Here is an 18451-nt window from a genome sequence, read left to right on the forward strand (position 1 = left end):
GTTGAAACTTTATGTAGGGTGAGGTTCAACGGATTATTTTCGCTTGTTTTTATGCTTCGGCGTCGTGGCTGCCTGCAGACGTTCCAGCTCAGCATCGCTTATTGCCTTCTTGCCATATCGGACCGATCCATAATGATTGACAAGAAGCTCTGCCATTTCATTCTCTTGGGAGCTTAACTGCTCGCTCAGCTCTGACCCGGTCTCAACCGGAGTCAGGTGAGGTTTATACGCATAGCCTGCTTTCACGCGTTGACCGAGCCACTGCCGGTATAAGTAACGAATCCTGGATTCGTTGTCGGGGAGATCCTTCCACTTCAACCGTGACTCACGTGAGGATCCCCGGAACCATGCTGCGAATCGACCTGGCTTCCATATGCTCTCCACCTCATCTACATAGCCCTGCGAACGGATAACCCGTTCTCGTCCGAATAATCGCGCGAGTCTCTCTCTGAGCAGCCTTAGCCATCCCGGGACATGCTTCATGATTCGCAGGATTACCCATAATAGCAAGACGGCTACTACAGTAAGCAAGACGTATGTGAGTATATCCCAAATCGGCGAGGGCTCTCCCCCTTTGGGCAATTGCGGTGGCGGCGCAGGCTCATTCGGGGGCATTTCTGCCGGCAATTCCTCCCTGCTCTCTCCACTTAGCAGCTTATTAAGCAGGGCGACTATTGCGCCACCGAGTGAGCTGAACAAGGCTTGCAGTTGAATGGCAAGCACCAGAAAAACCGTTAAGCCTACGATGAGGATAACCATCACTCTGTTGTGACGCTTTACCGTTGCTTCAACCTTGGGTTCCTGATCGCCGGACAGTGTCTCTTCCCCCACCATATGGCGATTCGATAAGAATAAGAAGAGAAGGAGTGAAGCGGCGCCGCCTGCAAGCAGCAGCCATGAATAATCCTCGAATCGTTCAAACCGCAAAAATATGGCCGAAACCAGAAAATAGAATAACAAGCTATACGCATAACGGCTAATACCAATACGTTCATGCCACGACAACGAGAGCATCGTCCCGCCGCGAAACATTCCGAAGGCTGCTGCGAGAAACGCCATAATACCTATCCGGGACAAATCGAATAATCCAAATCCATACCCGTACAATAAGCCCCCAATCACAGCCAGGAGAATGACCGGAAAAGGATGCCGGAACGATAAAGGAAGGTTGATGAAATAACCGATTGGATATCCCAGCGGCAGACCGATCAGCCATATCCATTGGATCGGTCCTTCCAGAACGTATCCCGTCAGGACGAGTATAATCGGAAAATACAGCAGGAGCTCAATCAGGCCTTGTTGGGCAACCCGAAGGCCTGCGATCAAATGCTTCATTACGCCGCCTCCTCTGACCGGCCAATGGGCACCCAATGAATGCCATGACCGCCATGCCGGAGCCGTTCCACCTCGGCTGTTATTTTATCATTCATGAAAGCCGACACGATAACCAAATCACATCGCGCATCCAGGGTCGTGCCGATATAGGCGAGGAGGGCATCGAACGGCATAGCCCTTACAATGACCAGCTTGGCCATCTGCTCCAGAATCGCCATTAGATGCTCATGTCCGCTTCCCATCTCTTCAATCATCGGTTTTCCCGGAATATCCAGCTCATGCCCATTCGACGCAAACCCGCTCTCTAGCCCTTGCTCTGTCGCATATTGAATGTAGCCCGCTGCGCACCTAATGCCTTGCTCAATCAGCTCGGTATCGTTAACGGTATCCCACATGTCTGTATGATCTTCGACATTCAATACAACCATGAGCCGGTAATCGGCCGTAAAATCCCTGCGGTGAACCTGAATCTGTCCAGCACGTGCCGTCGCACTCCAATTAATGCCTTTCAGCGGATCGCCAGGTCGATAGTCGCGAACCCCAGTCACGAAGAACGGATCCTCCACGATCCAGCGGCGCACGGAAATATCACCCTGCCAGCTGTGTGAGGGAAGCTGGATATCCGCACGGTCAAGCGGCTTGGGATAGACGATAAGCTCTTCACTAAGCGGCACATTCACCCAGGCCCGGTAAAATCCGAATAAATCACCGTACGTAAGCGATGCCGAGGTAAGCCGATAACAGCCGCGCTGATTGCATAGCACAGCATGCCGGCGCGTTAATTGCTTGTAACCCATCAGACTAAACAGGCTTTTGTGGTTCTGATAGAATTGACCGGAGCTGACGTCGAAATTAAACTCGCTTTCAAACTTCAGACCCGTGTGAAGCTGTGATTCCACACGCAGCCATGGAACCGGAAGCAAGCCTCGGTTCGTTACCTTCTCAATCATCTCGATCCGATCGCCTTCGAAGCAGCGCGCGGTTCCGAACGTCCGCTTATACGTGAGCCTCTTGATCCCGAAGCGTTTAAAGACCCAGCGCTGTGCGAACATCACGACGAGCGCGCTTAGAATAAACCAATGTATGCCCACTAGATTCGCCTCCGCTTCGCAACGATGTTGACGATAATCATCTTGCCGTAAGCGGTGCATCCGCAGGTACTGGAATTTGATTAAGGACCGACATGACAATCGTTTCTGCAGCATCTGCACGCATCCGCTGCGAGCTTCTCACCGCGATTCGATGTGCCAGTACAGGAACGGCCATGGTTTTTACATCATCGGGTGTAACGAAATCCCGCCCCCTCAACGCAGCATGCACCTGGCAAGCCTTCAGCAGCGCTTGACTGCCGCGCGGGCTCACCCCAAGGACCGCATCCGGATGTACTCGAGTGCCTTCGACGATGGACAGCATATAGTGGAGCAGATCATCACTAACGAGCACGGTAGGATAGACACGCTGAGCTTCCACAATATCTGCCGCGTTCACAACCGGCTTCAACAGCTCTAGCGGATTTTCGGACATGAATCGTTTCATGATAGAAAGTCCCTCATCAACGGACGGGTACCCCATCTTTACTTTGAATAAGAATCGGTCCAGCTGAGCTTCAGGCAGCGGGAATGTTCCTTGCTGCTCCACCGGATTCTGAGTCGCGATGACTAAGAATGGCCGCTCTAATACATGTGTCGTACCATCAATACTAACTTGACGTTCCTCCATGCATTCCAGCAGGCTCGATTGCGTTCTTGGCGTAGCGCGATTAATTTCATCGGCCAACACGATATTGGCAAATAACGGGCCAGGACGGAATTCAAACTCCGACAGTTTCTGGTTATAGAAATGAATGCCGCTTAGATCAGATGGGAGCAGATCCGGTGTGAACTGAATTCGCTTGAACGAGCCGTCCAGCGACTTCGCAAGCGCTTTCGCAAGAAGCGTCTTGCCGGTGCCGGGAACATCTTCAAGCAGCACGTGTCCGGATGCTATGATGGCAATCAGTAATTTGTCGACGATATCTTCTTTGCCGACGATGACTTCACTAACGTTAGAGCGTATACGGTCAGCAATTCGATGTATCGATTCCAGGTTCATTGCAGTAAAGCTCCTCTCTTATGCTTTCAAATAATGGAACTGCGTTTCCACCAGTATACCTGTTGAACCGGACTACCGCTATATTTTCATCCCTGAATGAGTAAAATGAGCCGTTTGTTGCGTTACATAGCTCTTGCACTGTACGAAACTCCCAGCGTGCGATGCGGCTTTCATGAAGGGTGCAACCACATACCGATACACCCAAAAAGGGCGTTACATCGGTTCTGCGAGGCATTTAATCCCTGACATCAGCGTCAGCTCAAGAGATCCATTCCTCTCATATATGGACGCAGCGCTGCCGGAATGTAGACCGAGCCATCCTCCTGCTGATGATTTTCAAGCAGCGGGATCAGAATGCGGGGGCTGGCAACCATCGTATTATTCAGGGTATGAACGAACTGCAGCTGACCTTCCTCATCCCGGTATCGGATCCGCGAACGTCTTGCCTGAAAGTCGAGAACATTCGAGGCCGAATGCGTCTCGCCGTAATCCGCTCTGCTCGGCATCCATGTTTCGATATCATACTGCTTATAGTTCTTCTGTGACATATCCCCCGAGCAAACCGCAACGACACGATACGGGAGCTCGAGTAATTGGAGAAGCTCCTCGGAATGCTTCACCATGTTCTGCAGCAACTGCTCCGATAGTTCCTCGTCAGCCCGGCAAATGACGACCTGCTCCACCTTCGAGAATTGGTGTACACGGTATAAGCCATGCACATCCCGTCCAGCAGACCCAACTTCGCTGCGGAAACAGGGCGATACCGCTCCAAGCAGCAGGGGTTCGGTTACATCCACAATTTCACCACTATACAGCGAGACGAGAGGCACCTCTGCCGTACCGGCTAACCATCGTTCGCCGCCGTTAACGGCAAACGTCTGATCGCGGTTCGACGGAAAGAAGCCTGTGGCATGGAGTGTCTCCTCTTTCACCAATATCGGTACATCAAGCAGGTCATATCCTTTCGCTGCAAGCAGATCCAGCGCTAACTGTTGGACAGCCCTATGCAGCAGAAGACCATTATTCCGAAGCACATAATGACGGCTGCCGCCAATCTTAACCCCCCGCTGCAAATCGACGATGCCGAGCGAATCCCCCAGCTCGACATGACTTTTGGCTTCGAATGGGAACGCAGCCACCTCACCGTACCGGCGAACTTCTACATTATCTCTATCGCTAAGGCCGATCGGTGTATCCGGTGATATAAAATTAGGCACATCGAACATCAAGGTTTCGAACTCGCCATCAACAGCTCGCAGCTCTGCTTCCACTTGCTTGAGGTGCGCCATTCCTTCCGACGCTGCGAGCTTCTCCTTCTCTGCATCCTCGGTGCGTCCTTTACGAAGCATCTGCGTAATGATGTCCGAGCGTTTATTACGCTTGGCACGCAGCGTTTCCACCTGCATGAGCAGCTCCCGTCTTCGTTCATCGGCTTTCAGCAAATGAGTGACGTCAAAATTCAGTCCTTTGCGTCTAGCCGCTTCTTGTACCTCTTGAGCACGGATACGAATCATACGAATGTCTAACATGGGCTAATCACTCCTCTTGAGAAATAAAAATAGCGCTCTTCATCCACATAAGGGACGAGGAGCGCTTCTCGCGGTGCCACCCAAATTAGCCGACATTCGCCGACTCTCTTGATCCGCCAATAACGGTGCGGTTCCGGACTACTTAGAGGACCTATATCTCGCAGCTATAACAAGCGCCAGGGTCCCGATCATAACGCCTCCGAGTTGGATTCTCTTCATCGGCATAGTGTGATTTCAAGTTATTGCTGGTTATTATAACAACCTCCCGTACCTTTTGCAAGCCTAACCCTTGACTGAACCGCCGAGCAGCCCTCGTACAAAATACTTTTGCAGGGCGAAGAACACGGCGAGTGGAGTAATCATCGAGACGAAAGCCGCAGCCGTCAGCAAATGCCAGTCATTGCCGCGCGAGCCGACAAGATTGGCAATTTTCATAGACATCACCTGCACCTCCGGCTGACTGCCCAAGAAGATGAGCGATACGAGATAATCGTTCCAGACCCATAGAAACTGAAAAATGCTAATGGACGCCAGCGCCGGAACGGATAGCGGCAGAATGAGCCGGCTAAAAATCGTGAAATTCGTCGCCCCGTCCATAAATGCGGATTCAAACAAATCCCTTGGGAGCTGGCTAATGGAGTTGTACATAAAATACGTGACCAGCGGCAATCCGAAAGCGGCATGCGCAAGCCAAATGCCGAAATAAGTTCCGTTCAAGCCCAGCGACGTATAGTCCCTCAGGATCGGGATAAGCGCCACTTGAAGCGGCACAACAAGCAGAGCGACAATAACGACGAAGAATGTCCGCCTTCCGGGAAACCGAAGCCATGCGAAGGCATAAGCTGCGAAGGAAGCAATTAGAATCGGAATGACCGTCGCCGGCACGGAGACCGCAACCGTGTTCCAGAACGAGCGCCCCATCCCGCTCCCTCTCTCCGTCTTCACGCTTCCATCCGGCATCGTGATGGGATAACTCTTACCGCCGAGAACGGTCTTATAGTTCTGCAGCGTGAAGCGGGTAATCACACTCCACTTTTTCTCTTGAATGTTCACGAGCCGCGCTCGTCGATTCTCCCAGATGAGTCGCTCACCATCCAGATCCACCCCAGCGCGCAGCTGCTGATCCGTAAACGTCTTTCCGTTGACCTGGATCGGCTGCCGCAAATCTGTATCCTTGGGAAGCTGAATGTCTTCAACCGTCATCCACTCCCGATGCGGGAAGATGTTCCACCATCCGGTCTGCAGAATATCGGCCGCTGGCCGGAACGAGGAGATCAACAGTCCAAGAGTCGGGATAAACCAGACGAGGCAAATAATCGCAAGCACCGTATTAACGAGCCATTTGGATTTGCGAAGCTTTGTCTTACGCATGTCAGAAACCCCCTTCCCTGCGGAACTGCCGCAGGTTCACCAGAATGACCGGAATGACGGCGATGAGCAGGACAATCGCGAGAGTCGAACCATATCCTGCATTCTGGTACATGAAGAGCTGCCTATAGAACTGTGTGGCGACAACCTCCGTATCGTACTGGCCGCCGGTCATGATCATGACCACATCGAATATTTTGAGCGTAAACACGACGATCGTGGTCGTCACCGACAGCAGCGTTCCCGAGATTGAGGGAATCATGATTTTGAAAAATATCGTCACCTCATTCGCTCCATCCACTCGCGCCGCTTCAAGCATGCTCTCAGGAACCCCTTTAATCGCCGCTGACAAAATAACCATAGCGAATCCCGTCTGCATCCAGATCAGAATCGCGATTAAGAACAAATTGTTCCATGGCTGAACCATGCTGATCCAAGCCTGCGGTTCTCCACCGAAAGCGACAACGATCGCATTAAGCAGACCGATCTGCTGCTGCTCAGGCTGATAGTAATAAATAAACTTCCAGATTACACCGGCGGCAACAAATGAAATGGCCATCGGCATAAAGATGATCCCTTTCGCCAGCTTCTCGAAGCTGCTCCGATCCGCCAGAATCGCGATAAGCAGTCCCAGCCCCACGCAAGCAATCGTACCGAAAACGACCCACAGAAGGTTATTCCGCAGTGCAGTCAGGAGCAAACGATCCGTGAATACAGCAGCAAAATTGGCGAGTCCAACGAATTGGGTCGAATCCGCATTGAAAAAGCTTAAATACAGCGTTCTTAGCGTCGGGAGGACAAGCAGCCAACCCAGCAATATGACGGCGGGCCCAATGAACACATAGGGTAAGATACGGCGCTTCCAACGGTCCGGATACTGCTCGACCGCCCAGTTGAAGGAATAATAGATGGAATAGATCCCGAGCGCCCCCCATAGGACGGCAACGACGGCATTCATGACCGGGGGCAAGCTGGAATCGCGGAGGAATAAGAAAATCAACCAATGAATGGCGATATTCACCACCGGGACCAAGATGCTTATCAGCCACAGACGCGTTCCACGGCTTTTACTCGTCTGCATTTCCATGAACCAAGCCCCCTAAAAGTTTTGTTGAGCATAACAACTGTGAATCATCTTCGAAACAAAACTCGCTTCGAAAGCATCATCTTCGTCTTGTTGAGCATAACAACTGTGAATCATCTTCGAAACAAAACTCGCTTCGCAGCAGGTACTTTCTCTATGTAGAAGGAGGAGCCACAGACGCCCGCAGGAGAATGCTCTCAAACAAGCCCCTTCCTTCAGCTCCCCCACTTCAAATTATTTCTTCCAGCCTGTTTGAATTTCGGATAGCGCCTTATCGAGCTGGACGGTGCCGCTCACGTAATCCGTCATTCCTTTCCAGAACGTGCCGGAGCCGACCGAACCTGGCATCGTGTCCGAACCGTCGAAACGGATTGTCGTTGCAGTCTTCAGAAATTCCGCCATGCGGCGTTCCTGATCATTCGGGTACGTGGACAGATCGACATCATTCATAGGCGCGGTCACGCCTCCGGATTGAATCCAAGTCTTCAGTGAGTCGCCTGTCGTAAAATATTGCATGACTGCTCGTACTTCAGGGCGATCGTTGAACATCGCATAGATGTCACCGGAGATCAGAGCAGGTTGACCATACTTTGCCTCGATCGGCGGAAGCGGGAACCAATCATAATCGTCCGCGGTTACGCCCTCGGGGAAGAAGCTGGTAATAAAACCACCCATGCGGTGGAGCCATGCTTTGGGCGGATTGTCGAAGAGCGGTTTAACGGAGTCGCCGAATGGCGTGGTCGCAATCGATTTGCGCCCCCCATAGACGTATTCGTTGTTAAACCAAATCTCAGACATTTTTTCTACAGCATTTTTAACGATCGGGTCCGTGAATGGCAGCTCGCCTGCTACCCACTTGTCATAATTCTCAGGTGTGGTGGTGCGCAGCATAATATCCTCCACCCAGTCTGTGGCCGGCCAGCCTGTCGCAGCTCCGGACTCGATGCCGATACTCCATGCAGGGTCGCCATCCTTGGCGATCTGTTCCGTCAGTTTCAGCAGCTCATCCCACGTATTAGGAACTTCATAACCCGCTTCCGTGAACGCCTTCTTGTTATACCAAACCAAGCTCTTCACGCTGCTGCGAGCCCAGATCCCTCCCATTACATCACCCGTTTTACCGGGCATGGTAGCCATCTTGAGCCAGCTGTCGTTATATTGCTTCTTCAAATAATCGTCCGTCAAGAATGTCTTGACGTCGACGGCTTTGCCATCTTTGACGAAGCCCTTAAGCAGACCAGGCTGCGGAAAATCCGCTATGTCTGGCGCATTGCCCCCGCCCACGCGGACAGCAATGGTGGCCTCGAATTCTTTGGAGCCTTCGTAAGCAATATCGATCCCCGTCTTCTCCTCGAATGCTTTGACGCTTTCATTGAATTTCACTTCGTCCGCATCCGTGAAAGGTCCAAACATCGTCACTTTCTTGCCCTTATATTCGCCGTTATTCGCTTTATCCAGAAAGGTGCCCGCTGTCGTCGGCGTTGTGCCTTCATTTCCTTGACCGCCTTGATTATTCGGCTGATTATTGTTCTGGCCGCCGCAAGACGTAACCAGCATTGTGAACATCATAATGACTATTAAAGCAATTAACGCATGGTTTCTCTTCATCGCTGTCAATTCCCTCATTCCTCTCGATATGCCCTGTTCTTGGTTTACATCGCTTCCATGTACTCAAACCGATCCGGGTCGACATGTTATCCCTTCTTAAAATGCCAACAATTCCATGTTTTATGCTTCTGAAGCCAGACTACTTTCCATTGAAGCGGCTGCTATTTGAATCCGGCTTCTTCGAATGAGAAAGAAACCGATGCTTATACAGCACCGGCTCCTATTTCGTGATTCCTTTGATAATCTTCGGTTAGTCGGGATCCAAACAACCCATTCCTTGTATCTTACAACACAGTAGATTGCCTCTTATGGAGCGCCAATATTTTCCAATGGTGGTAAACTCGATATATCACATTTCCGGAGGTTGTTTATGTTCCCAAAAGCAATGCTAATCGACATGGATGACACGATAATTGCCTTTGAACACGGAGTCGATCTCAGCGCTTGTTGGATGAGCGCATGCAGGACACATTTTCATGACCAGGAAGCGGCTAGAATTGAGGAAATATTGGAAGCTATAAAAGAGCGGGCAAGGTGGTTTTGGAGTGATCCAGACAGGCATCGTATAGGACGGCTCGACCTGGATACGGCAAGAACTACCATCATAACGGACGCCCTCAGCAGTCTGAATTTGAATGTCCCACACTTACCAATGCAAATTGCATTGGATTATGGAAGAATGCGCGACCAAGCCATTCGTATCTTCCCTGATGCGATTGAGACGCTTAGTTATTTGCAAAGTAAAGGTATCAAGCTTGCTCTGATCACCAATGGTGGTTCAGCTGCGCAGCGCGGTAAAATTGAGCGATTCAATCTGGCTCCATATTTTGACCATATCATTATTGAAGAAGAATTTGGGATCGGCAAGCCGGACCCACGAGTATATCTTCATGCGTTGGACCAGCTTGGAGTCAGTAAGGAAGAAGCTTGGATCATCGGAGACAATCTGGAATGGGAAGTCGCAGCGCCTCAGAAACTTGGGATTAAAGGCATCTGGATGAATCATAGAAACGTGGAACCTCCCTTATCGGTCATTCCTTACAGAACGATCACCGCTTTAAGAGATTTGATTTCTATAGACGATCTACATACGGACTCATATTAGTAGAAAAGCATGCGAAGCAGCAGATAAGGTCGACTCACAATCAAACCGTCATTCAAATTTGCTGGCCAGTTTTCGGTGGGGCTAGCTGAATACCGTGAATATGATAACTTCGATAACATCAGGGCAGATGGTTTTTCTCAGAGGGGCTTGCTTCTGCAGCGATATCCGATCCAGACGAAAACGTTAAATGGGTCCGCCCCCTCTTCACCTTATGTTCCTCTCTCCTCTAACATTGAATTGCCCTGCCAAAGCGGCAGGAATTATGTATTAAAGGACATCTGCATATTAAGGTGTATAAAGTCATAATAATGGTTTCTTTCCTCGGTTGTAAGCGTTTTTAACCATCTTGTATAATCGCCCTGACCACTTATAAACGCATCAAATCAACATTCAAGTGATCGTCAAGAACAAGTGGTTAATAGCGTTAACAAAATGGAACGAGGTGATTTTATTGACCATTAACATTACAGATAAAGCTTTTTTTGACTGGAACTCTCCCCTCTTCACACCGCTGACGATCGATATATCTGCTCAAGATATTCGTCTGCATTCCTGCGGAGAAACGATTGTGCTGCAAGGCTCGCTATTCCATATCGATTCGGATAAAGAGCTTACCGCGGCATGGCACTTGGAAGAAAGCCGTTTTTCCATACTATCGCTGGAACTAACGGCTCTCGAACCCACTTTTCTCAAGAAGGTAACCTGGTTCTCCGGAGCTTGGGAAGCTTACGATTCCAGACATGTTCATGCAACTGAACTGCAGGACAACTTCCTGTTTCTGCGAAAGGGCGACGTTTCCTTCTTCCTCTCGTTGGACTTCCCAAGCAGCACAATAACTGAACACGGTATTACCTATCAGCCATGGGACGAAGTTTCAACACAATCCACGTACCATTGCCATACCATCACTGTAGCAGCTTGTCAGCTATCCGGGATCATGGTTGGCGATTATGACCGGGCTGAGATTGAGTCCGTCAGTGCTTATATCGAGCAGCGGTTCCCGCTCCGATTTAACCGTCCTGTAACATCGATGACGTGTATAACGAACCGGATGACAGATGTGCGTGAAGGACGGATCTTCTATTCCATGCACGATAATCCAACTATCCTGCTGAACCCGGATGTGCTGGAGAGAGAGATTGACCTATGTGCCGAAGCGGGAATTGAATACTATCAGGTGTTCGAAGGTGTATTCGACTGGCCTGAAGACGATACGAAATCCGGAGATGCCCTCCACCGTTTAGTGGATTATGCAGCCCAGCGGGGAGTTCGGGTCGGCGATTATGTCCATCCTGGAGAGTTGTATTGCCCGCATTATAATTATGAACACCGTCGCTTGGAACGGCCAGAATGGCGTCAGTTGAATGCAAGCGGCAACCATGGGCAGTTCTGTCTGGGCAGCAGAGAGTATGTTGACTTTCTCCGTCAGAAGCTTGTCGATCATAACCGCAAATACGATGAGCAGATGATTTGCTTGGATATGCTGGACATTCAGCCTTGTTATGCACCCAATCACAATCATCCTGAGGGAGATATTTATCATCAGGTTCGAGGTCTTGTTGAACTCATGGTTGCGCTCGCAGATATACATCCGGAATACTTGATATGGACCAACAGCGGGAATTGGCTGGAGTTTATGCCGAAGCTGGTCTGGTATAATCCGAACATTTATTTGACCGATCCTCATGTCCGAGAGTATACGCCGAATCTCAACATGCTGAAGCTTATGGGCGATACCAGGCGTGAACAGATGGTTACATTCCACAACACGTACATGGTACCTTACCGATTCTATACGAATTGTGAATATTACTACGCCAAGCGCAGTCGGCTGCATGATTTACTATTTTTCGAATACAGCATCCTGCAAGGGCTGGCTGTTACGCCTAATATCTGTCTCGGCGAATGGCGGACCTTTCTTGAGCGGATCCCCTACGCTAAACGAGATGGTTGTGTCGCTTTCCTGACAAAATGGCTGGCGTTCGTACGGAAAAACTTCGATGTTTGGCAGCATACGAGACAAGTCGGTGATTCTCCTTCAATTGGTGCAATGGAAGCCTATTCGCATATGGACAAGGATCGCGGATTTATTTGCTTGGTCAATCAAAATCCGTTTGCCGGAACGGTCACGTTTCCCTTGAATGGTGCGATTGGCCTGGAAGAAGCAGCGTGCTATGACCTGTTCGAGATCTATCCGCAGGAATGTCCGCTGAGTGAGCAGCCCCTTCCTTATGCACAATTCGGAGATGTCATCTCCTGCTCTATACCTCCGCATAGTGTGCGGTACATCGAAATCAAGCCCCATGAGAAATCGGAAGGATTAAAGGTCTTCGGACTCCCGTCAGAGTCCGTGAGGACCCAGCAAGGGTACCGCTTGAAATTGAAAGCTCAGCAAGGTGAGGTTATTCCTATTAAGCTCCTGCTGCCCGAAGAGGAAAACGTAGAAAGCGTGTCCGCTCAGCAGATCCCGACCGTTCCCATGTATACCTTCCCAGCCTCAGCAGCGTTGCATGGGCAAGTCGGTAACATCGTCCCGGTTGATGTTGCATTTCCGAGAACCCGCGCTCCTCGCGAGCTGAACCGTTGGGTTGTACAGCCGAACAATATGGAGATTATACTGCCGCAGCAGGCCATATGCCCCTTCCTTGGCGCGTTAGTCTCCAGAGCTCACTCGGAACCTATCGAGATCTGGCTGGATGTTGTACTGGGCGATGCCTATATAGGAAATAAACTCGAAGCGGATAACACGGATTGTTCAGATGAATGGCTCATGAATCCGTTGTCGGAAATAGATTTAAGGGGACAGAAGCAAACATTTGAAACGGTGTTTGAGCTTCCTTTTATCGAATGGAATGCATTCTCTCCCGGGTTTGACGATGACGCTGTAATTGAGCTTTCATTTACCGAACCGGAGAAAGTAGGCACAATCTCAGCCGTGATCAATGGAGAACTTATAGAGGTTCGCAAATATACGTATGCAACCAAGAAAGAATGGTGCTCCTATTACATTGAACTCACCGGTCAGGTGACACCCGGTACAATTCATTTAACCATTGAGATTGAATGGTCCTAATTCGTTTTAGGTCAATCGGAAGAAGGGCCGACTGAACGTTCAGCCGGCCTTCTAGATGAATTGGTACCCTTAGTAATCCAGTATCCCATTCGATGAGTTTACGCATCGTAATGCATGAATGCTCCTAGAGAAATGAAACATATCGCCCATCAACCTTACGGCTTATGGGCTCCGATGAACATTACTCTCCGCTAAGCTTCGTTAACGGCTGTTTGGCCGGGCCTTCCATGACTTCTCCTTCATAGTTGAAACGCGAGCCGTGACATGGACAATCCCAACTCCGATCCCCATTGTTCCATTCGACCTCACATCCCATGTGGGTACAGGTCGTATCAACCAGATGAAGTTTTCCTTGATCATCCAGATAAGCCCCAGCACGCTTCCCATTCAGGGTCACGACCGCACCTTCGCCGGGCTGCAGCTGTTCTGCTTTTTTATTGACGTTCTCCAGCTTGCCGGATATGAGCTGCTTGGCGACGTCAAAGTTTTGGGTGATGGCGTTCTTGATGCTTGGATTAGGGTGGAAACGCTGTGGAGAGTACAGCTCGCGATAAGGGTTATCTCGTCCCGCAATCGTATCGCTAATGATCATCGCCGCGGCCGTCGAATTACTCATCCCCCATTTGGCATATCCCGTAGCAATGAATATATTCGGCATTCCAGATGTAATCGGACCGATGTAAGGCACCTTATCCAGTGTAATCAAATCCTGTGCAGACCAGCGATACGGGAACGATTCCACCTTAAATTGACGCATTGCAAATCCTAGAAGCGACTCATAATAGTCGATGGTGCAAATACCTTGACCCGTCTTATGATTTTCGCCGCCGATCAGAATGAGCTGCTCCCCTGCCGCAGTGCCGACTGATCGTATTGATCGTTTCGGATTGTCTGCGCTTAAATACATGCCGCCCGGGTAGCTGTCCTTCATTGTGGCCGCCAGAACATAAGACCGCTCTGCATGCAGTCGCGCGAAATATAAGCCATGCCGGTCAATGAACGGAAAGTGGGAGCAGACCACAACCTGACCAGCCTTCACCCGCCAGCCCTCTCGGGTGATTACAACCGGCGTTGCCCCTTCCTCGACGTCAATCGCTGTCGTACGCTCATAGATGACGCCATCTGCAGCGGTAATAATCGGCAGCAGTGCCGTCAGGTATTGCAGCGGATTGAACTTTGCTTGATTACGCATGATGACCGCTCCGACGGATGGAACTGCAAGTGGAATCTTATCGACAAAACCGCCATCGATACCAAGCTTTGCATATGCGGCAGCTTCTTTATGCACCTTCTCTGCCGTGGAATCCCACTGTGCATAGACATAGGCGTCCTCTTCGGAGAAATCGCATTCGATGCGATGCTCACTGACGGTCTGTTTAACAAACTGAAGGGCATCCCGATTCGCCTCATAATATAGCCTGGCGTTCTCCTCGCCTAGGGTTCCGATGAATTCATCGTAGATGAGGTCGTGCTGTGCCGTTATTTTTGCTGTCGTATGGCCGGTTGTCCCGTTCAGGATGACGTCGGCTTCGAGAATGGCGATCCGTAATCCTTGCTTCGAGAGCAGATAGGCCGTTGAGATACCGGTTATTCCGCCGCCGATGATGACGACATCAACTTCAATATCCTTCTCAAGCTTGGGATAAGAGGGGAGCTTCACGGATTCCCGCCAGTAGGACTGCGGCATCTGAGGCAGCTGGAGCTTACCTGGGTTGGTGTCTGCCATGGGTCATAACCTCCTTCTATATGGGACTTCTAGCTATAATTTCCCCCAATGGTAAGCAACTTAATCGATTTCAGCTCTATAAATGTGCGAAATGTCCAAATCATTTATTCCGATAATTCCGGTGTGTTTTATTATGAACCTCACATAATTTCGTTATTTAAGCGCATCTTATGGATTAGACTGCTAATTGAATGACAGCGATCGCGCGAAAAAATCCGTATAAGGAGGTGTACGCTTGAAGACGGCCAAGACCGGTGCCATTATTGCGCTTTCGTCCGTTCCCTTAATGATGACGCTCGGCAATTCAATGCTTATCCCTATTCTGCCTGAGTTGTCCAAAAAGCTGGGTGTGAGCTCCTTCCAGATCAGCATGATCATCAGTGTTTATTCCATCATCGCCATCCTTCTAATCCCGCTGGCAGGATATTTGTCCGACCGGTGGGGACGGAAGAAAATCATGATTCCCAGCTTATGCTTAGCTGCTGTAGGCGGTTTGGTCTCTGCTTTGGCGGCATCGATGACCCAAGACGCCTATTGGATTATTTTGCTCGGAAGACTCCTTCAAGGTGCCGGGGCTGCCGGGGCGGCTCCTATTGTGTTCCCGCTTACGGGCGATTTGTTCAAAAGTGAGAAGGAAGTCAGCAGCGCCCTGGGACTGGTCGAAACAGCCAATACGTTTGGAAAAGTGCTTAGCCCTATATTAGGCGCCCTGCTCGCTTGGGTCATCTGGTACTTGCCTTTCTATGCGATTCCGCTATTGAGCATGGTCTCTGTTGTGCTTCTGCTCGTATTCATCCATATTCCGAAACAAGAGCCTAATGAAGATAAGCCATTGCCCTTGAAGCTATTTCTTCACAACATGAAGCCGGTCTTCCGCGAGAAAGGAAAATGGCTGTTTGCCGTTTTTCTTGTGGGGGGAACATGCATGTTTGCCGTATTCGCTGTACTATTCTACTTATCGGACCGACTGGAGACCCGCCATCACATCGAAGGCATCGCGAAGGGAGCACTGCTGGCCATTCCGCTTAGCGCCCTCTGTTTAAGCTCCTATCTAACTGGCAAATGGATCGGTGAACATAAGAAACGAATGAAATGGCTGTCCTTCATTAGTTTACTTATTCTCACGCTGGCTTCAATCGGATGTGCATGGCTGCACGCCTTGTCTCTTGTCATGATGTTCGTGATTATTAGTGCAGCCGCCGCGGGAATCGGTGCTGCCCTGCCCTGCATGGATGCCTTGATTACAGAAGGGATCGAGAAGCAAGAACGCGGGACCGTTACTTCTCTCTACAGCAGCATGAGGTTTATCGGCGTCGGGTTAGGACCTCCGGTTGCATCGCTGCTGATGAGTCCGAATCCGAGCGCGCTTTTCTACACGATCGCTGGTATAGCTGCAATTACCGCTATTATTGCCCTTGTATGGATCAAACCAGGCGAGCGTAAATCCGCAACTGCAGCGTAATGCAATTCAAGCTCTTCGTAACCACACCGTTGGAACAGCTATTATCAAAAAAGGGCACGTGCTTCGCTTAAAGCGAAGCACGTACCCTTAAAGAGCCCTGTCTACAACCTCTTCTAAATGGTCATTGCGCCAAATCCACCATCCACTCGAAGCATCGTTCCGGTTACAAACGAGGAAGCCTTCTTCGATGCCAAGTAGAGAATCGTGCCGTGCAGCTCCTCTGGATCGCCGAAGCGCCCCATCGGCGTATGACGCATAATGGATTCTACTCGATCCGGCGACAATATCTTGCGATTCTGCTCAGCCGGGAAGAATCCCGGAATAATGGCATTCACACGAACGTTATGAGGAGCAAACTCACGAGCCAGAAATTGTGTCACACTGTTGACGCCTGCTTTAGATGCCGAATACGTAAACACACGTGATAGCGGCGGATCTGAGGACACGGAAGAAATATTAATGATGGAGCCGCCGTCCCCTTGCTCGATCATCTGTTTGCCAAAAATCTGGCAAGCCAGCACGACGCTCTTCAAATTAACATCCATGATACGTTCCCATTCGGACATCTCTAATTCGAAGAACGGCGTCGCGCTATTCGTTCCCGAGGCATTCACAAGCGTATCGATACGACCGCCCCAAGCCAATGCTTGCTCCAACACCGCTTCAAGCTCCTCTTTACGGGTTGCATCTGCAGCAACCATCAGCGCTTCCCCGCCGCTTGCTTCGATTCGCTTGCAGACCGCCGCAGCCTTCTCCATATCCCGGCCAACGATGACGACTTTCGATCCGGATGCCGCTAGAGCCCCTGCCATGCTTCCTCCCAATACGCCATTCCCGCCTATGACGACGGACACCGTTCCACTTAGATTAAACATCGCATTATGTACCACCTTTCTTGTCTCACATCCTATGAACCGTACAGCTATCCAATGAATAACAACGTTGTTAAAGCCATCATAGCGAAATCAATTTCGAATGTCTACACTTACCTGCGCTCCCTTTCCTTCCTGAAGTTATTCGATTATGATGTTACCTAACAACGTTGTTAACCGATATTGCCCGGAGGTTATGATGATTACGATAAAAGATATTGCATCGCGTGCAGGAGTCAGCTTCTCCACGGTTTCCAAGGCACTGCGCAACAGCCCTCTCGTACAGGAAACAACCAAGCAGCATATTCTGAATCTTGCCCAAGAAATGGGGTACCAGCCGAACATTGCCGCACGCCGCCTCGCCTCGAAGAAAAGCGGTGCAATTGGTGTGGTCTGGCCCTCCATCGAGCGAACCGCTCCTTCTTCCCTACTAACGCGGATTAATGAGGAATTGGAAATACGCGGCTATACGACGCTATTATCCATTAACCGCCTTGATTCTGCGATTGAGACGTTCCACCGATTTCAAGTTGATGCCATTCTCGTCTTTGGGGATCATGGCGATCAGGCTGCTCAGCTCGCTTCACTAGCGACGTCCATTCCTATACTCATCTATGGTTCTGGCGTTCATTCGCCGTTCGTGACCGTCGATGTCAACCGCAGCAAAGCGACCCGTTTGGCGGTTAAACATTTAATTGAGCTCGGTCATCGTCATATCGGCTATATAGGGAGAACGATGCAGTCCGACCCTCTCCAGATGGAGAAAATCGAAGCCTTTCGATCAGAGATGGAGAAGTATGGCGCTCCATGTCCGGATGAATGCGTCGCATCCATACAGGGGATGGAGTTTCACGATGGTTATGCTGCAGCCAAACAGCTTCTATGCTCCTCTGCCCGGCCAACAGCCTTAATCAGCGGCAGCTTCGATCTCACCCGCGGCATACTGAAAGCAATTGTGGAGCTCGGACATCAGATCCCCCATGATCTATCTATCGTGAGCTATGACAATATTCCTCAGATGATGGATTTTGACATCCCCATGACCGTCGTCGGTGTCGAGATCCAGTACATCGCGCAACAAATTGCCGCTGCGCTATTGACGCTTTTAGAAGCACCCTATGCCGAGAGAACCCTCGTATTGGAACCCGAACTTGTTGTTCGTGCTTCTACCGCAACCTTGCCATGAACCTGATCAATC

At 50.2% G+C, this 18451-nt stretch carries 13 protein-coding genes; 4 read left to right on the forward strand and 9 right to left on the reverse strand.

Translation table 11 applies throughout. The features are described from left to right. Positions 1–33 precede the first annotated feature (33 nt). The 7 genes from NNL21_RS25515 to NNL21_RS25545 all read right to left on the reverse strand — a co-directional run bounded on the left by NNL21_RS25515 (position 34) and on the right by NNL21_RS25545 (position 9015). Positions 34–1335 (reverse strand): DUF4129 domain-containing protein, encoded by a 1302-nt coding sequence (locus NNL21_RS25515; protein ID WP_204821168.1) that lies wholly within the window; start codon positions 1333–1335, stop codon positions 34–36. After that, a complete protein-coding gene (locus tag NNL21_RS25520; RefSeq protein ID WP_204821169.1) occupies positions 1335–2426 on the reverse strand; it encodes a DUF58 domain-containing protein in 1092 nt (363 codons plus the stop codon). The genes NNL21_RS25515 and NNL21_RS25520 overlap by 1 nt, the downstream gene beginning before the upstream one ends. Before the next feature lie 37 nt (positions 2427–2463). After that, the gene (locus NNL21_RS25525; protein ID WP_204821170.1) at positions 2464–3426 is read right to left on the reverse strand and encodes an AAA family ATPase; all 963 of its coding nucleotides are present in this window, start codon (positions 3424–3426) and stop codon (positions 2464–2466) included. A 254-nt stretch (positions 3427–3680) separates the two neighbouring features. Beyond that, the gene (serS, locus tag NNL21_RS25530) at positions 3681–4955 is read right to left on the reverse strand and encodes a serine--tRNA ligase (protein WP_204821171.1); all 1275 of its coding nucleotides are present in this window, start codon (positions 4953–4955) and stop codon (positions 3681–3683) included. A gap of 282 nt (positions 4956–5237) precedes the next feature. After that, positions 5238–6326 (reverse strand): carbohydrate ABC transporter permease, encoded by a 1089-nt coding sequence (locus tag NNL21_RS25535; RefSeq protein ID WP_204821172.1) that lies wholly within the window; start codon positions 6324–6326, stop codon positions 5238–5240. A gap of 1 nt (position 6327) precedes the next feature. Beyond that, positions 6328–7404 carry a carbohydrate ABC transporter permease gene (locus NNL21_RS25540; RefSeq protein WP_373567599.1) on the reverse strand — a complete coding sequence of 359 codons (1077 nt, stop codon included), beginning with the start codon at positions 7402–7404 and terminating at the stop codon, positions 6328–6330. A gap of 237 nt (positions 7405–7641) precedes the next feature. Next, positions 7642–9015, reverse strand: a complete 1374-nt coding sequence (locus tag NNL21_RS25545) for an ABC transporter substrate-binding protein (protein WP_204821174.1) — start codon at positions 9013–9015, stop codon at positions 7642–7644. Between the two features lie 370 nt (positions 9016–9385). Between NNL21_RS25545 and NNL21_RS25550 the strand changes: the two genes are divergently transcribed. Continuing rightward, entirely contained in the window at positions 9386–10120 is a 735-nt protein-coding gene (locus NNL21_RS25550) for an HAD family hydrolase (RefSeq protein ID WP_204821175.1), read from the forward strand. 451 nt (positions 10121–10571) lie between these two features. After that, positions 10572–13193 (forward strand): alpha-amylase family protein, encoded by a 2622-nt coding sequence (locus NNL21_RS25555; protein WP_204821176.1) that lies wholly within the window; start codon positions 10572–10574, stop codon positions 13191–13193. Between the two features lie 181 nt (positions 13194–13374). On the opposite strand, the gene NNL21_RS25560 is transcribed toward NNL21_RS25555, so the two are convergent. Beyond that, entirely contained in the window at positions 13375–14919 is a 1545-nt protein-coding gene (locus NNL21_RS25560) for an FAD-dependent oxidoreductase (RefSeq protein WP_204821177.1), read from the reverse strand. A 235-nt stretch (positions 14920–15154) separates the two neighbouring features. Here NNL21_RS25560 and NNL21_RS25565 point away from each other — a divergent pair, with 235 nt between their 5' ends. Further along, positions 15155–16381 (forward strand): MFS transporter, encoded by a 1227-nt coding sequence (locus NNL21_RS25565; protein WP_256555472.1) that lies wholly within the window; start codon positions 15155–15157, stop codon positions 16379–16381. A gap of 113 nt (positions 16382–16494) precedes the next feature. Here NNL21_RS25565 and NNL21_RS25570 read toward each other — a convergent pair whose 3' ends face one another. Next, the gene (locus NNL21_RS25570) at positions 16495–17256 is read right to left on the reverse strand and encodes an SDR family oxidoreductase (RefSeq protein WP_204821178.1); all 762 of its coding nucleotides are present in this window, start codon (positions 17254–17256) and stop codon (positions 16495–16497) included. A 193-nt stretch (positions 17257–17449) separates the two neighbouring features. Here NNL21_RS25570 and NNL21_RS25575 point away from each other — a divergent pair, with 193 nt between their 5' ends. After that, positions 17450–18439, forward strand: a complete 990-nt coding sequence (locus NNL21_RS25575; protein ID WP_204821179.1) for a LacI family DNA-binding transcriptional regulator — start codon at positions 17450–17452, stop codon at positions 18437–18439. Positions 18440–18451: the final 12 nt, after the last annotated feature.

It is taken from the genome of Paenibacillus mendelii, from assembly GCF_024498075.1.
Classification (GTDB): Bacteria; Bacillota; Bacilli; order Paenibacillales; family Paenibacillaceae; genus Paenibacillus_Z; species Paenibacillus_Z mendelii.

Bases quoted from the DNA above. Each gene is read 5' to 3' on its own strand.
- NNL21_RS25535 (WP_204821172.1), bottom strand. From the start codon at position 6,326: ATGCGTAAGACAAAGCTTCGCAAATCCAAATGGCTCGTTAATACGGTG.
- NNL21_RS25550 (WP_204821175.1), top strand. From the start codon at position 9,386: ATGTTCCCAAAAGCAATGCTAATCGACATGGATGACACGATAATTGCC.
- NNL21_RS25560 (WP_204821177.1), bottom strand. From the start codon at position 14,919: ATGGCAGACACCAACCCAGGTAAGCTCCAGCTGCCTCAGATGCCGCAG.
- serS (WP_204821171.1), bottom strand. From the start codon at position 4,955: ATGTTAGACATTCGTATGATTCGTATCCGTGCTCAAGAGGTACAAGAA.
- NNL21_RS25545 (WP_204821174.1), bottom strand. From the start codon at position 9,015: ATGAAGAGAAACCATGCGTTAATTGCTTTAATAGTCATTATGATGTTC.
- NNL21_RS25570 (WP_204821178.1), bottom strand. From the start codon at position 17,256: ATGTTTAATCTAAGTGGAACGGTGTCCGTCGTCATAGGCGGGAATGGC.
- NNL21_RS25540 (WP_373567599.1), bottom strand. From the start codon at position 7,404: ATGCAGACGAGTAAAAGCCGTGGAACGCGTCTGTGGCTGATAAGCATC.
- NNL21_RS25525 (WP_204821170.1), bottom strand. From the start codon at position 3,426: ATGAACCTGGAATCGATACATCGAATTGCTGACCGTATACGCTCTAAC.
- NNL21_RS25515 (WP_204821168.1), bottom strand. From the start codon at position 1,335: ATGAAGCATTTGATCGCAGGCCTTCGGGTTGCCCAACAAGGCCTGATT.
- NNL21_RS25575 (WP_204821179.1), top strand. From the start codon at position 17,450: ATGATGATTACGATAAAAGATATTGCATCGCGTGCAGGAGTCAGCTTC.